Source organism: Ruegeria sp. BB6, assembly GCF_056539385.1.
This window is the reverse complement of the sequence record NZ_JBQFUW010000005.1, coordinates 166,773-181,336: the sequence shown is the minus strand read 5'-3', so window position 1 is coordinate 181,336 and position 14,564 is coordinate 166,773. Positions and strand designations below refer to the sequence as shown.

Annotated in this window: 17 protein-coding genes; 6 read left to right on the top strand and 11 right to left on the bottom strand. The window is 57.8% G+C overall.

The window, feature by feature from the left end; translation table 11 throughout:
* The first annotated feature begins 8 nt into the window (after window positions 1-8).
* The 3 genes from ACR0B7_RS13565 (at window position 9) to deoD (ending at window position 3,153) form a co-directional block, all read left to right on the top strand.
* Entirely contained in the window at window positions 9-1,976 is a 1,968-nt protein-coding gene (locus tag ACR0B7_RS13565; RefSeq protein ID WP_480681699.1) for a methylmalonyl-CoA mutase family protein, read from the top strand.
* Window positions 1,977-2,104: 128 nt separating this feature from the next.
* Window positions 2,105-2,422, top strand: a complete 318-nt coding sequence (locus ACR0B7_RS13560; protein WP_170485052.1) for an H-NS histone family protein — start codon at window positions 2,105-2,107, stop codon at window positions 2,420-2,422.
* A gap of 17 nt (window positions 2,423-2,439) precedes the next feature.
* Entirely contained in the window at window positions 2,440-3,153 is a 714-nt protein-coding gene (gene deoD / locus ACR0B7_RS13555) for a purine-nucleoside phosphorylase (protein WP_170485054.1), read from the top strand.
* Window positions 3,154-3,403: 250 nt separating this feature from the next.
* On the opposite strand, the gene ACR0B7_RS13550 is transcribed toward deoD, so the two are convergent.
* The 10 genes from ACR0B7_RS13550 to ACR0B7_RS13505 all read right to left on the bottom strand — a co-directional run bounded on the left by ACR0B7_RS13550 (window position 3,404) and on the right by ACR0B7_RS13505 (window position 10,649).
* Window positions 3,404-3,541: a hypothetical protein gene (locus ACR0B7_RS13550; RefSeq protein WP_170485057.1), complete on the bottom strand. Its 138-nt coding sequence runs from the start codon at window positions 3,539-3,541 to the stop codon at window positions 3,404-3,406.
* Window positions 3,542-3,677: 136 nt separating this feature from the next.
* Window positions 3,678-4,457, bottom strand: a complete 780-nt coding sequence (locus tag ACR0B7_RS13545; protein WP_170414955.1) for a succinate dehydrogenase iron-sulfur subunit — start codon at window positions 4,455-4,457, stop codon at window positions 3,678-3,680.
* 12 nt (window positions 4,458-4,469) lie between these two features.
* Entirely contained in the window at window positions 4,470-6,275 is a 1,806-nt protein-coding gene (gene sdhA / locus ACR0B7_RS13540; RefSeq protein WP_170387519.1) for a succinate dehydrogenase flavoprotein subunit, read from the bottom strand.
* Between the two features lie 18 nt (window positions 6,276-6,293).
* Complete coding sequence (sdhD, locus tag ACR0B7_RS13535) at window positions 6,294-6,665, bottom strand: succinate dehydrogenase, hydrophobic membrane anchor protein (protein ID WP_170485061.1); 372 nt, start codon at window positions 6,663-6,665, stop codon at window positions 6,294-6,296.
* A gap of 11 nt (window positions 6,666-6,676) precedes the next feature.
* Complete coding sequence (sdhC, locus tag ACR0B7_RS13530) at window positions 6,677-7,063, bottom strand: succinate dehydrogenase, cytochrome b556 subunit (RefSeq protein WP_170387516.1); 387 nt, start codon at window positions 7,061-7,063, stop codon at window positions 6,677-6,679.
* A 199-nt stretch (window positions 7,064-7,262) separates the two neighbouring features.
* Window positions 7,263-7,925, bottom strand: coding sequence for a DUF1194 domain-containing protein (locus ACR0B7_RS13525; protein ID WP_170485063.1), 663 nt, complete (start codon window positions 7,923-7,925; stop codon window positions 7,263-7,265).
* A 58-nt stretch (window positions 7,926-7,983) separates the two neighbouring features.
* The gene (locus tag ACR0B7_RS13520; RefSeq protein ID WP_170570712.1) at window positions 7,984-9,012 is read right to left on the bottom strand and encodes a MaoC family dehydratase; all 1,029 of its coding nucleotides are present in this window, start codon (window positions 9,010-9,012) and stop codon (window positions 7,984-7,986) included.
* Window positions 9,012-9,218: a DUF1737 domain-containing protein gene (locus ACR0B7_RS13515; RefSeq protein ID WP_170485067.1), complete on the bottom strand. Its 207-nt coding sequence runs from the start codon at window positions 9,216-9,218 to the stop codon at window positions 9,012-9,014. Before ACR0B7_RS13515 ends, ACR0B7_RS13520 begins: the two co-directional genes overlap by 1 nt.
* A gap of 12 nt (window positions 9,219-9,230) precedes the next feature.
* Window positions 9,231-9,785: an NnrU family protein gene (locus ACR0B7_RS13510; protein ID WP_170485069.1), complete on the bottom strand. Its 555-nt coding sequence runs from the start codon at window positions 9,783-9,785 to the stop codon at window positions 9,231-9,233.
* A 6-nt stretch (window positions 9,786-9,791) separates the two neighbouring features.
* A complete protein-coding gene (locus ACR0B7_RS13505) occupies window positions 9,792-10,649 on the bottom strand; it encodes an HpcH/HpaI aldolase/citrate lyase family protein (protein WP_170485071.1) in 858 nt (285 codons plus the stop codon).
* 171 nt (window positions 10,650-10,820) lie between these two features.
* Here ACR0B7_RS13505 and ACR0B7_RS13500 point away from each other — a divergent pair, with 171 nt between their 5' ends.
* Window positions 10,821-11,120 (top strand): hypothetical protein, encoded by a 300-nt coding sequence (locus tag ACR0B7_RS13500; RefSeq protein WP_170485073.1) that lies wholly within the window; start codon window positions 10,821-10,823, stop codon window positions 11,118-11,120.
* Here the strand turns inward: ACR0B7_RS13500 and ACR0B7_RS13495 are convergent.
* Window positions 11,117-11,872, bottom strand: coding sequence for a sulfite exporter TauE/SafE family protein (locus ACR0B7_RS13495; protein ID WP_170485075.1), 756 nt, complete (start codon window positions 11,870-11,872; stop codon window positions 11,117-11,119). The genes ACR0B7_RS13500 and ACR0B7_RS13495 overlap by 4 nt on opposite strands.
* Window positions 11,873-12,019: 147 nt before the next feature.
* On the opposite strand from ACR0B7_RS13495, the gene mdh reads away from it, so the two are divergent.
* Together mdh and sucC are read left to right on the top strand one after the other, a co-directional pair.
* Window positions 12,020-12,982, top strand: a complete 963-nt coding sequence (mdh, locus tag ACR0B7_RS13490) for a malate dehydrogenase (RefSeq protein ID WP_170414978.1) — start codon at window positions 12,020-12,022, stop codon at window positions 12,980-12,982.
* A 321-nt stretch (window positions 12,983-13,303) separates the two neighbouring features.
* The gene (sucC, locus tag ACR0B7_RS13485) at window positions 13,304-14,497 is read left to right on the top strand and encodes an ADP-forming succinate--CoA ligase subunit beta (RefSeq protein ID WP_170387497.1); all 1,194 of its coding nucleotides are present in this window, start codon (window positions 13,304-13,306) and stop codon (window positions 14,495-14,497) included.
* Window positions 14,498-14,564 lie beyond the last annotated feature (67 nt).

Here is a 14,564-nt window from a genome sequence, read left to right as displayed (position 1 = left end):
GGCACGTTATGACGCAGACGCAGAAAGATCGCCCCTGGCTCATCCGAACCTATGCCGGTCATTCCACAGCCAAGGCATCGAACGCGCTGTATCGTGGGAACTTGGCCAAGGGTCAGACCGGCCTTTCCGTGGCTTTCGATCTGCCGACGCAAACCGGGTATGACAGCGACCATACTTTGGCGCGCGGCGAGGTCGGCAAGGTGGGTGTGCCGATCAGCCATCTGGGGGACATGCGGGTTCTGTTCGATCAGATTCCACTGGAGCAGATGAACACCTCGATGACCATCAATGCGACTGCGCCGTGGTTGCTGGCGCTGTATATTGCGGTGGCCGAGGAGCAGGGTGCAGATGTATCGAAACTGCAAGGGACCGTTCAGAACGATCTGATCAAGGAATACCTGAGCCGCGGCACTTACGTTTGCCCGCCGAAACCGTCGCTCAAGATGATCGCGGATGTGGCCGAGTATTGCTATTCCAACGTGCCGAAATGGAACCCGATGAACGTGTGTTCCTATCACCTGCAAGAAGCAGGCGCGACACCCGAACAAGAACTGGCCTATGCGCTGGCCACCGCAATCGCTGTGTTGGACGAGTTGCGCCCACGTGTTCCAGCCGAGGATTTCCCAGCGCTCTGCGGTCGGATTTCGTTCTTCGTGAACGCAGGCATCCGGTTTGTGACCGAGATGTGCAAGATGCGCGCCTTTGTGGACCTGTGGGATGAGATTCTGCAGGACCGTTACGGTGTCGAAAATCCCAAGTTCCGCCGCTTTCGCTATGGCGTGCAGGTGAACTCTTTGGGCCTGACGGAACAGCAGCCTGAAAACAACGTCTACCGTATTCTAATTGAGATGCTGGCTGTGACCCTGTCCAAGAAAGCCCGCGCCCGAGCGGTACAGCTCCCTGCATGGAACGAAGCGCTTGGCCTGCCGCGCCCGTGGGATCAGCAGTGGTCCATGCGGATGCAGCAAATTCTGGCCTATGAAACCGACCTGCTGGAATATGAAGACCTGTTCGAGGTCAACCCCGCCGTAGACGCCAAAGTGGAAGAGCTGAAAAACGGCGCGCGCGCCGAGCTGGCCAACCTGGATTCGATGGGCGGTGCGGTTGCATCGATCGAGTACATGAAGTCCCGCCTCGTCGATTCCAATGCCGAACGCCTGAACCGGATTGAGCGGAACGAAACAGTTGTGGTCGGCGTGAACAAATGGACCGACGGAGAGGCTTCTCCCCTTCAAACCGAAGATGGCGGCATCATGGTTGTCGATCCGGCGGTTGAGCAGGAACAGATCGACCGCCTGAACGAATGGCGCACCCAACGGGATGACGCGTCAGTCACCGCAGCCCTGGATGCACTGCGCAACGCGGCGCAGACCGGAGCCAACGTCATGGAACCGTCAATTGCCGCCGCCAAAGCAGGTGTCACCACGGGTGAGTGGGCCGAGGAAATGCGCAAGGTCTACGGCACATATCGCGGGCCGACCGGCGTTTCGGGGTCTGTCTCCAACAAGACCGAGGGGCTTGATGACCTGCGCGCCGCCGTTGACGCGGTCAGTGACCAATTGGGCCGCCGTCTGAAATTCCTTGTCGGCAAGCCGGGTCTGGACGGCCATTCCAACGGAGCGGAACAGATCGCCTTCCGCGCGCGCGACTGCGGCATGGATATCAGCTATGAAGGAATTCGCCTGACGCCCGAGGAAATCGTGACCGCCGCGATTGACAACAAGGCCCACGTGATTGGCCTTTCGATCCTTTCCGGCAGTCATATCCCTCTGGTGCAGGACGTCATTGACCGTCTGCGGGACTCGGGTTTGAGCGACGTTCCGGTTGTGGTCGGCGGGATCATTCCTGACGAAGACGCAGCGAAGTTGAAGGCAATGGGTGTTGCCAAGATCTACACGCCCAAGAACTTTGAGCTGAACGCGATAATGGGCGATATTATTACCTTGGCCGATCCACAAAATATGGCCGCTGAATAACAGCCCTTTTACTTTCCGTTTTCTAAAAACCTATTCCCATTTCAAAAGGGGATAGGTAAAAACCATGTCTGTAATTAATATAAGCCGCTAGGGATATGGCCCTATTGACTTTGGCATGGAGAATAGAAATGGGAATTGATCTGGAAAAAATGTCGCGCAAGGAATTAATTAAGCTGCGTGATCAGATCGAAAAGGCGCTAAAAAAAGCGGAAATACGCGAACGGCAAGAAGCGCTGAAGGCTGCGGAGCAGGCGGCGGCTCAATACGGTTTCTCTTTGTCAGATTTGGCCGCAGAAGGGGCCACTATGGGGAAAGGCTCTAAAGCCAAGGCAAAGTATCGCAATCCCGCCGACCCCTCGCAGACCTGGTCCGGTCGTGGGCGCAAGCCGCAGTGGATACACGACGCGCTTAAGTCTGGCGCAAGTATCTCGGACCTAGAAATCTGATCGGGATTTTAAACAAGATGACAATCCATATTGGCGCCGAAAAAGGCGAAATCGCAGAAACAGTATTATTGCCGGGTGATCCTTATCGGGCAAAATGGGCCGCAGAAACATTTTTGGATGACGCAAAGCAAGTCAATAATGTGCGCGGCATGTTGGGTTTCACCGGAACCTGGAAAGGGAACCCGGTTTCCATTCAAGGTAGCGGAATGGGAATGCCGTCATTGTCGATTTACGCGAACGAACTAATTCGCGATTTCGGAGCCAAAACCCTGATCCGGATAGGATCGTGCGGAGGGATGCAAGACACTGTCAAAGTCCGTGACGTTATCCTGGCGATGACCTCTACAACACTAAGCACCCCGTCGCGCGGCATCATGAAGGAACTCAACTTTGCCCCCTGCGCGGATTGGGGTCTGCTGCAAGCCGCGGCCCAAGCGGCCGAGGCCAGTGGTACGCCGACCCATATCGGGGGGATCTATTCCTCGGACGTGTTCTATGACGAGCGGCCCGACCTGAACGAGCAGATGGTCCGTCACGGCATCCTTGGCGTCGAAATGGAAGCGGCCGAGCTTTATATTCTGGCGGCGCGACACAAGTGCCGGGCTTTGGCCGTTCTGACCGTTTCCGATCATTTGCTGACCGGTGAGGCTCTGCCCTCCTCCGAACGGGAAAGCAGCTTTGGCGATATGGTCGAAATCGCGTTGCGTGCCGCGTTTCCAAACGCAACCTAAACCGGGAAGGGGCGCTTAGGGCGCCCTTTCGGGACTATTTCCTCAGGCAGGTTTTCGGGGTATCCGCCCCATCCTGCTGTGCACCGCAATAGGCGCAGACCCAGACACCTTCCTTGCGGTGCTGACGCCATCGGCAGTCACGTGTCAAAGATGATGTCCGTGACCGCCAGATGAAATACGCAAAAACGCCAGCGGCCAGTAGTAGCAACAGAATGGGCATGCTTATGCATTGCCCAATCTTTGCATGAATTCAAGCGGCGTTCGCGTATTCAAACAGGTCTGGTTCGTGAGCGTCAGACACTAAAGGTTCCGGCGTATAGTAAGCCCAAGCCTGTTCCAGCGCTTCCAACGCCTCGTCTGCTTTGGTCTTGATGTTTTGGTCCTGCATCGGAGCGATCCTTCTTCGATTGAATCACTCCTCCCTGCGCGCAAGATAGTGCCGAGCAGGGGAGGCCACATCGCATTGTTTTGCAACCTCGCCATGCGCTTGCCGCAAGGCGGCAAGCGCTGATTTTGCGCGCAACTTAAACCGCGCGTTCGACCATCATCTTCTTGATCTCGGCGATCGCCTTGGCCGGGTTCAGACCTTTCGGGCAGGTCTTGGCACAGTTCATGATCGTGTGGCAGCGATACAGTTTGAACGGGTCTTCCAACTCATCCAGACGCTCACCCGTTGCCTCGTCCCGACTGTCGATGATCCAGCGATAAGCATGCAACAGGGCTGCGGGGCCAAGGTAGCGGTCACCATTCCACCAGTAGCTGGGGCAAGAGGTCGAGCAGCTTGCGCACATCACGCATTCATACAGGCCATCCAGCTTTTTGCGGTCTTCGATGGACTGTTTCCATTCCTTCGCAGGCCGGTTGGTCTTGGTTTCCAGCCACGGCATGATCGAGGCGTGCTGCGCATAGAAATGCGTCAGGTCGGGGATCAAATCCTTGACTACCGGCATGTGCGGCAGCGGATAGATTTTCACGTCGCCCTTGATCTCATCCATGCCATAGATACAGGCCAGCGTGTTGATCCCGTCGATATTCATCGCGCACGATCCACAAATCCCCTCGCGGCAGGACCGGCGGAAGGTCAATGTGGGATCAATCTCGTTCTTGATCTTGATCAGCGCGTCCAGAACCATTGGGCCGCAGCTATCCATATCAACGAAATACGTATCAACGCGCGGGTTTTGTCCGTCATCCGGGTTCCAGCGATAAATCTGGAACTTGCGCACATTGGTTGCGCCTTCGGGCTTTGGCCATGTCTTACCGGTGGTGATCCGGGAATTCTTGGGGAGGGTCAGTTGTACCATAAGTTCCTCTCCTTAGAACGTCCGCGCCTTGGGCGCGATTTTGTTCAGGCTGATGCCGCCTTCATCCTCTGTGGTCAGAGGATCGACGATAACGGGGCGATAGCTGAGCTCGACCTTGTTGCCTTCAACCCGGCTAACCGTGTGAACGCGCCAATTTTCATCGTCACGCTCGGTGAAGTCCTCATGCGCGTGCGCACCACGAGATTCCTTGCGCGCCTCGGCCCCTACGATTGTGGCCAGTGCGCTTGGCATCAGGTTGGTGAGTTCCAGCGTTTCCATCAGATCACTGTTCCAAACCAACGAGCGGTCAGTAACCTTTAGGTCATCCATCTTGGCGGCGATGGCCGTCATCTTCTCGACGCCTTCGGCCATTGTCTTGGCGGTCCGGAACACGGCTGCGTCGGCTTGCATGGTTTTCTGCATCTCAAGCCGCAGATCAGCCGTCGGGATTGACCCGCTGGCGTTGCGAACAGCGTCAAACCGGTCAAATGCCTTATCGACCGAAGCCTGGTTCAGCACCGGGTTCGACGCGTCGGCATCGACAACCTTACCTGCCCGGATCGCAGCCGCGCGGCCAAACACCACGAGGTCGATCAGCGAGTTGGACCCCAGACGGTTCGCACCGTGGACCGAGGCACATCCGGCCTCACCCACGGCCATCAGGCCCGGCACAACAGCGGTCGGATCATCGGCAGTCGGGTTCAGAACTTCGCCCCAATAGTTCGTCGGGATACCGCCCATGTTGTAGTGGACAGTCGGCAGAACCGGGATCGGCTCTTTGGTAACATCGACACCTGCAAAGACGCGGGCCGATTCTGAGATACCCGGCAGACGCTCGGCCAGTGCTTCGGCTGGCAAGTGGCTGAGGTTCAGGTGAATGTGGTCGCCATTGTCACCGTGGCCACGCCCCTCGCGGATCTCCATCGTCATCGAACGGCTGACATAGTCGCGCGGCGCCAGATCTTTGTACTGGGGCGCATAACGCTCCATGAACCGCTCACCTTCCGAGTTGGTCAGGTATCCGCCCTCACCCCGAGCGCCTTCGGTGATCAGACAGCCCGAGCCGTAGATGCCGGTCGGGTGGAACTGAACGAACTCCATATCCTGCAGGGCCAGACCCGCACGGGCCACCATGCCGCCACCGTCGCCGGTGCAGGTATGGGCCGAGGTCGCGCTGAAATAGGCCCGGCCATAGCCGCCGGTCGCCAGCACCACCATCTTGGCGTTGAAAACGTGCATCGTGCCATCGTCCAGCTTCCAGCAGACGACGCCCTGACATTGCCCGTCATCGGACATGATCAGGTCGATGGCGAAATATTCGATATAGAACTCGGCATTGTTCTTCAGCGACTGACCGTACAGCGTGTGCAGGATCGCGTGACCGGTCCGGTCTGCGGCGGCACAGGTGCGCTGCACCGCTGGGCCTTCGCCAAACTCGGTGGTGTGGCCACCGAAGGGACGCTGGTAAATCTTACCTTCTTCGGTCCGGCTGAACGGAACGCCGTAGTGTTCCAGCTCATAAACCGCCTTTGGTGCCTCACGCGCCAAGTATTCCATCGCGTCGGTGTCACCCAACCAGTCCGATCCCTTGACCGTATCGTACATGTGCCACTGCCAATGGTCCGGCCCCATGTTCGACAGGGACGCAGCAATACCGCCCTGCGCCGCAACTGTGTGCGAACGAGTCGGGAAAACCTTGGTCACACAGGCAGTGCGCAACCCTTGTTCGGCCATGCCAAGGGTGGCCCGCAGACCTGCCCCGCCAGCGCCGACAACGACCACGTCATATTCGTGCGTTTCGTATTCGTATGCAGCCATTTCTTTCAGCTCCGGGAATTAGAGGGCAATGCGCGCGATGGCGAAAATGCCAGCCGCTGCCGCGCCGTAGGACAGGCAGGTGGTCAGGATAATCAGAACTTTTTCCATCGTGCCGTGGACGTAATCCTCAAGCATCACCTGAGCACCTTCAGCAAAATGCTTGAAACCGACCACGAGCGTCAGCGCCGCCACTATCGCTTGGAACGGGCGCGAATAGTAATCCAGCACCACGTCGTAAGGTTGGCCCAGAACCGGTCCAAATGTGAAAATGAACAGCGGGACAAGGATCAGCAAAGCCACCGAGCTGACCTTCATGCTCCAGAAATGTGCTGTCCCGGATTTGGCCGAACCAAGGCCGGTCGCACGTTTACGGTCCGTAAGATAACGCATGTCTGGCCTCCTCAAGCGACGATAAGCAGGGTCAGCAGGGTCAGAACGACCGAACCGATCACGACGGCCCAACCCAGTTTTTGGGCTGTGGGCAGATCAAGCCCGACCGCATTGTCCCAGATCAGATGCCGTACACCGGCCAGAGTGTGATACCACAGCCCCCAAAGAGAGAGAGCCATCACCAGATCCCCAATGACCGAGGTCAGCCACCAGTTTGCGCGCGCATACGCCTCGGGCGAGGTCGCAGCGGCCAGAAACCACCACACAATCAACAGCGCGGCAACGATCAGGGCGTTTCCTGTGATACGGGTCAGGATGGATGTGACCGAAGTCAGCTGTGGACGATAAATCGACAGATGAGGCGATAACGGGCGATTGCCCCGATTAACATCGGCCATGGCGGCTCCTTTTCGGTTGGCTTCCGATGGTTTTACTGTTTTTTGCCGTTCTGTCACGTGCTGCATCTGCAAAAAAGCCCATAATTGACCCAAAACGACGGATATTCCAAAATTGTGATCACACAAAATATTGACGTGATCACAAATGATTCCGTCTCGTTGCAGTGTTAGCGTCCTGACCCCCGAATCTTTGCCGGAGTCACTCCAATCCAGCCGTTTGCTGAGTGACCTCTCGCAAAAGTTTTTTACGGATTCTCTCGGGATAATCCTCGAAACCTGCAGCCGAAACCACAAATGCACCCTCGCCGACGATCACATTTTCAAAGAAATACGCGGTCAGGTCCGGTTCGCTTTCTTCGATGGCGATCGCGTTCACTGTCACACCGTGACGACGCAGAACGGAATGTATCTCTGTCGGCTCGACCCCTTCATTTGAAATCCCATCACCCGAGATATCAATAAGTTGGCGCTTGCACTCGGACACGGCGCTAAAACTTGTCAGCGTCATTTCAAGCGCTTCGCCGATTGCAGTTGAGAAATTTCGCCAGACCCGAGCGTCAGAGGCCACTTGGCTTGCAAAGGCATCAAGTGTTTCAAAGCTGTCTATGCGCGTCCAGGGGATCGTGACCTTCTGGCGCGAGGTACCTGTCCATTGCACCAGCATCAAGCGGGCCTGCCCGCGGACAAGCGCCTCTGAGACGACAGGGTCGCGCAACCCGGCGGCAAGACCATCCATCTGTATGCGGTATTCGCCAGAATCAACGGACCCTGAAACGTCAACGGCCAAAGCCAAAGCCAAATCGCACGCCATGGCCGGAGGCGTCAGGAAAATGCAGGCGGCGATTGAACGAAGCAAAAGCATGATCGCAGCCTAGCACGAATGTTGCCGACCGCGATCACTTCAACGTGGGTGGTTCTTATCAGGTCGGGATCAAGGCCCAGTAGTCGAGATCCAACAAGACGCTCGGCATATATCGCCCATCTTCGTTTTTCAGCTCGAAAGGCTCTCCGCCCTTGGTGGCCACCAACCGCAGGCGTATTGCCCCAACGCCAGGCACACCCGTTTCGGCCTTGTCCAGAACCTCGGACCAAGCCTTGATGGTATCACCTGAAAAGCAAGGGTTTGCGTGTGCACCAGCGTTCAGGCCAACGATCATCTGAGCGTTCGCCAGACCATTGAACGACAAGGCCCGCGCCATCGAAATCACGTGTCCACCATAGATCAGGCGACCGTCGGGACGGAAAGTCAGGTCGAAATGCACCTTGGCCGTATTTTGCCACAGGCGGGTGGCCAGCATATGCTCGGCCTCCTCGACGGTTACGCCGTCCACATGGTCGATCTTTTCACCGATCTCGTAATCCCCCCAACGATGCGCCTCGCCCGCTTGGGCAAAGTCGTAGCTCGAGAAATCCAACCCTTCTGGAATAACCAAATCCTTCGGATCCAGTGCCTTTTTCAGCTCAGGCACGACCACTTCCGGTGCGGGGGCGTCGAGGTCGGATTTCCGCACCATGACCCAACGGACATATTCCATGACAGGTTCGTCCCGCTGGTTCAGGCCACGGGTCCGCACATAAACAACCCCGGTCTTGCCGTTCGAGTTCTGCTTGAGCCCGATCACCTCGGATTCCGACCGCAGCGTGTCGCCCGCGTAAACCGGTTTCAGCCAGCGCCCCTCGGCATAGCCCAGATTGGCCACCGCGTTCAGCGAGACATCCGGCACAGTCTTGCCGAACACCACATGAAACGCCGCCAGATCGTCCAGCGGGCTTTGCGGCAGACCAGACGCCCGGGCGAACTCGTCCGAAGAATACAGCGCATGGCGGGCGGGATAGAGCGCGTGATACAGCGCACGCTCGCCGTTGGTCACAGTGCGTGGTACCGCGTGGTGCAGCACCTGCCCGACGGAATAGTCCTCGAAAAAGCGGCCCGGATTGGTTTTTACCATTATTGCTGTCCCAGTTTCATATCGGGTGAATAGTCGGCCGAGACCTCTTTGGTCACGGCCTGCGCACAGCGCATCACGCTGTTGGCGGCGTCATAGGCATAGGACGGGTCGCCATATAGCTCCCACCCCTTTGCCAGCGCGTCGGACACTTTGTGGCAAAAGGCCGAGGTATCCTCTTCGGTCAGCAGACGATAGAGTTTTGCCATCCTGCAAACTCCTTACGAGGGGAACGGAGACGGACCGACCAGCCCGTGGATATAGCCGATCACGCCCAGCAGCACGATCGAGGCCACAAAGAACATCGCGTCCTTGCCATAGGTTCCGGGTTCGCCCGGCGTCCAATCGGGTTCGGCGCGGTTGATGACAACGACTTCGGCCAGCGCCCACAGGAACAGGCCACCGAATAGTATGATCGAGGCCAGATCGCCATTCACCAACAAATGCGCAAAGGCCCAAGCGCGGAAACCGGCCAGTTGAGGGTGGCGCATTTTGTTCAGCAAACGGCCCTTTTTGCCAGCGGGACTCATCATGAAGATGGCGATCAGCACCAGCAGGTTGTTGATATGGACCATGAAAGAGGGCGGCGCCCAGACGTAGATAAAATCGGTCATGCGATAGCCGAAGATCATCAGCAAGATCGCCGCCACCAACGCCAGCGCCACCGCGCCTTTGCCACCATTTCCCATCGCCGCGCGCTGCGCTGGCATCACACGTTTGAACAGATGCGCAGCCCACCAAAGCGCCACACCGAGGATCAGAAGTACAAAGCCCATGCTGGCTTACCCCGCTTGCAAAATTGAGATTGCCTCAGCTTTTGCCAGAATTTCACGGGCGGTTGCAACGTGCAGATTTTCAACGATCTTGCCGTCCACCACAGCGACCCCCTGCCCTTGCGCCTCGATCTCTTCAAAGGCAGCAATCTGACGTTGGGCCAGGTCAATCTCGGCCTCGGACGGAGCGAAGGCCGCGTTGGTGATCTCGACCTGCGCCGGGTGGATCAAGGTCTTGCCGTCAAAACCCATATCGCGGCCTTGCGTACATTCAGCGGCAAGACCTTCGTCATCCTTGAAGGCGTTATAGACGCCATCCACGATGATCAGCCCTTCGGCTTTAGCGGCCAGCAGGCACAGGCCCAGAGAAGTCATCAGAGGCAGGCGATCAGGGCGGAACCGGGTCTGCAATTCCTTGGCCAGATCATTGGTGCCCATCACAAAGCCCGCCATCAGCGGATGCGCCGCGATCTCGGCAGCGTTCAGCATCCCACGCGGGGTCTCCATCATCGCCCAGATCGGAATATCGCCGGTGATCGCGGCCAGCGCGTCTACATCCGCGGCTGAATTCACCTTGGGCAGCAGAACCACATCGGCGTCCATGTCCCGCACAGCCTCGGCATCGGCGCGGCCCCATTCTGTGTCCAGCCCGTTGATCCGCACGATCTTGACACGAGCGCCATATCCACCCGCGGCCAGCGCCGCCTTGAGCGTTTCGCGCGCGTTCTCTTTTTCATCGGCGGCGACGGCATCTTCCAGATCAAAGATGATCGCGTCCACCGGCAGGGTGCGTGCCTTGTCCAGCGCCCGATCCTTGGAACCGGGGATATACAGAACAGAACGATAGGGGCGCTGACGGGGGTCCATTGGCCTCTCCCTCTTGAAATAAAGTTGCGCGGAATGGGGCATTTTTTGTCGGAAAGTTCAAGGGCAAAATCGCCGCATTGCAGCATACGCGACGCAACGTGCGTTTGTTTAACCGGATTTCGGTCACTCGCCCGCACCCTTTCGGGCAGATTGAATCGAAAGGGTGCGACAATGAGAAAAACACTATTCAAGATGACGATGGGGCTGGGCATCATGGCTCTTGCCGCCCAGCAGGTTCACGCACAAAACTGCGCACCCCGCGAGGACATCATACAGCGGCTGGCCGAAACCTATGGCGAAACGCGACGCGGCATCGGCATAGCCCGGCAAGGCTCTGTTATGGAGGTCTATGCCTCGGACTCGAGCGGCAGTTGGACGATCACGGTGACGCTGCCGGACGGGGTGACTTGCCTTATCGCATCGGGTCAAGCCTATGAGGACGTAACCGAGGCTCTACCGCCCAATGTCTAGGTCAGCGCGTCCCAGATCAGTTTACTGCCCGTCAGGGTCAAAAGTACGTAGGCGATGCCAAAGAACAGGCGCTCGGACATCATGAAATGCGCCCGAACGCCCAGCCACGCACCAAGAATGGCGAAGGGGGCCAGTAGCAAATCTGCCATCGCCGTGTGCCATGTGAACAGCCCGAGATAGGCGAAGGGCACGAATTTCACCGCGTTGATGATCCAGAATACCAAGACGGTGCTGGCCTGAAACTCGGTCTTCGACAGACGCTGCGACAACAGGTAGACGGCGGCGGGTGGGCCGCCTGCATGACTTACGAAACTGGTGAATCCGGCAACCAACCCGGCGAAAAGCCCGGCCGAGGGCGGTAGCCGATTGGCAAAACCGCGAATCCAACCCTTGCTTTGCGCCACATGCCAGATCACGAACCCGACTGAGATCCCTCCGATCAGAAGACGCAAAAGGTCGTCATCGGTCACACGATAAAGCCAAGCCCCCAGTGCAATGCCCGGCACAGCGCCCAGGATCAGCAGGCGCGAATCCGGCCAGCTCCAGCGTTTCCAGTAGGGCTTTAGCGTGGCCACGTCGATCACCATTAGGATCGGCAGCATCAGCGCCAATGCCTGCCCCGGCGTCAGGATCAGCGCCAGAATCGACGAGGATGCAAAGGCCACCCCGGACCCAAAGCCGCCCTTGGATATCCCCGCGAAGATTACGGCGGGAATCGCCACGGCAAAAAACATCAAGTTCAACTCGATCATGCGGCCTTCCTGAATCGGGTGAAATCGCGCCTCTTGGACGTTACGAAAAACGGTATGCGGTTGTATGCCACGCAGCAGAACCCTTGCACAAATTCAATTTAGCGACTAGCACAACCGCGATTCCAAAACCCATCGGAGATATTCCAAATGGCCAGACCCAAGATCGCGCTGATCGGCGCAGGTCAGATCGGCGGCACGCTCGCCCACCTCGCTGCAATGAAAGAACTGGGTGACGTCGTCCTGTTCGACATCGCCGAAGGCACCCCGGAAGGCAAGGCGCTGGACATCGCTGAATCCGGCCCCTCCGAAGGGTTCGACGCCAAGATGAAAGGCACCCAATCCTACGAGGACATCGCAGGTGCGGACGTCTGCATCGTCACCGCCGGTGTGCCGCGCAAGCCGGGCATGAGCCGCGACGACCTGCTGGGCATCAACCTCAAGGTTATGAAATCCGTCGGCGAAGGCATCGCGGCACACGCACCCAACGCATTTGTCATCTGCATCACCAACCCGTTGGACGCGATGGTCTGGGCGCTGCGTGAATTCTCGGGCCTGCCCCACAACAAGGTCTGCGGCATGGCCGGCGTTCTGGACTCGGGTCGGTTCGCACATTTCCTGTCGGAAGAATTCAACGTCTCGATGCGCGACGTCACCGCCTTTGTTCTGGGCGGCCACGGCGACACCATGGTGCCGTCGGTGCGCTATTCGACCGTTGCTGGTATCCCGCTGCCCGATCTGGTCGAGATGGGCTGGACCACGCAGGAAAAACTGGACGCCATCGTTCAGCGTACCCGTGATGGCGGCGCCGAGATCGTTGGCCTGCTGAAAACCGGTTCGGCCTTCTATGCGCCGGCTACTTCGGCAATCGAAATGGCCGAGGCTTATCTGAAAGACCAGAAGCGCGTTCTGCCCTGCGCCGCCTATTGCAACGGCGAACTGGGCGTTGAAGGCATGTATGTGGGCGTTCCCACAGTGATCGGTGCTGGCGGCATCGAGCGCGTCGTCGACATCAAGCTCAACGAAGAAGAGCAAGCCGGTTTCGACAACTCGGTCAACGCCGTGAAGGGTCTGATTGAGGCATGTAAGGGCATCGACAGCTCTCTGGCCTGATTTCAGCCTTTTCGACATCCCAAACCGGCCCACAAGTTGGGCCGGTTTTCTTTTGCAGTGGCCTCTTGATCTGCAATACTTGCAGGAACAGTATTAGCGCAAACACCTCAAACACCCTTTTTGAATGTGTTTTCCAAGGCCCGGAACCATTTATCGAATCATAAATTCATCTTCCGTCATTTTGTGATCACACCTCAAAAAAGTGTGATCACAAAAAGTAAAAATCTCTGTGAAAATGGGCGCTGCCCGCAAAAAGACCTTTAAATTTGCCCTCTGGACATCTCTATAACGGATTAATCGTAGTCAGACGGGACAGTTTCGATGAACATTCACGAATATCAGGCCAAGGCTCTTCTTCGCAGCTATGGCGCTCCGGTCTCCGAAGGTCGCGCGGTTCTGCGCGCCGAGGAAGCCAAAACCGCAGCCGGTGAACTGGACGGCCCCTTGTGGGTTGTCAAAGCGCAAATCCACGCGGGTGGCCGCGGCAAGGGCTCATTCAAAGAGGCCGACGCCGGTGAAAAGGGCGGTGTCCGTCTGACCAAATCGGTCGAAGAAGCCGCCGAAGAAGCCAAAAAGATGCTGGGCCGCACGCTGGTCACACATCAGACCGGTCCTGCAGGCAAGCAGGTCAACCGCATCTATATCGAGGCCGGCTCGGGCATCGAGCGTGAGCTGTATCTGGCCCTGCTGGTGGATCGTCAAACCAGCCGCATCTCGTTCGTGTGCTCGACCGAAGGCGGCATGGACATCGAAGAAGTGGCCGAGTCCACGCCCGAGAAAATCCTGTCCTTCTCGGTGGACCCTGTCACCGGCTATCAGGCCTATCACGGCCGCCGCATCGCCTTCTCGCTGGGTCTGGAAGGCGCACAGGTCAAACAATGCGTCAAGCTGATGGGTCAGCTGTACCAAGCCTTCGTCGAGAAGGACATGGAGATGCTGGAAATCAACCCGCTGATCGTGGCCGAAGGTGGCGACCTCAAGGTGCTGGACGCCAAGCTGGGCTTTGACGGCAACGCGGTTTACCGCCACCCCGACATCGCCGAGCTGCGCGACGAGACCGAGGAAGATCCCAAGGAACTCGAAGCCTCCAAGTACGACCTGAACTACATCGCGCTGGATGGTGAGATCGGCTGCATGGTGAACGGCGCCGGTCTGGCGATGGCCACGATGGACATCATCAAGCTGTACGGTGCCGAGCCTGCCAACTTCCTCGACGTCGGTGGCGGTGCCACCAAAGAGAAAGTGACCGAGGCGTTCAAGATCATCACCTCGGACGAGAACGTCAAAGGCATTCTGGTCAACATCTTCGGCGGCATCATGCGCTGTGACGTCATCGCCGAGGGCGTGGTCGCCGCGGTGAAAGAGGTCGGCCTGAAGGTTCCGCTGGTCGTGCGTCTGGAAGGCACGAATGTCGAGAAGGGCAAAGAAATCATCAACACCTCTGGCCTGGACGTGATTGCAGCGGACAACCTGAAAGACGGTGCCGAGAAGATCGTGAAAGCCGTCAAAGGCTGATTGTCATCCCGTTGGGTGGGCTTCAGCCCACCTTTCCCAAGACTTCGGCGGGCTGAGGCCCGCCCTA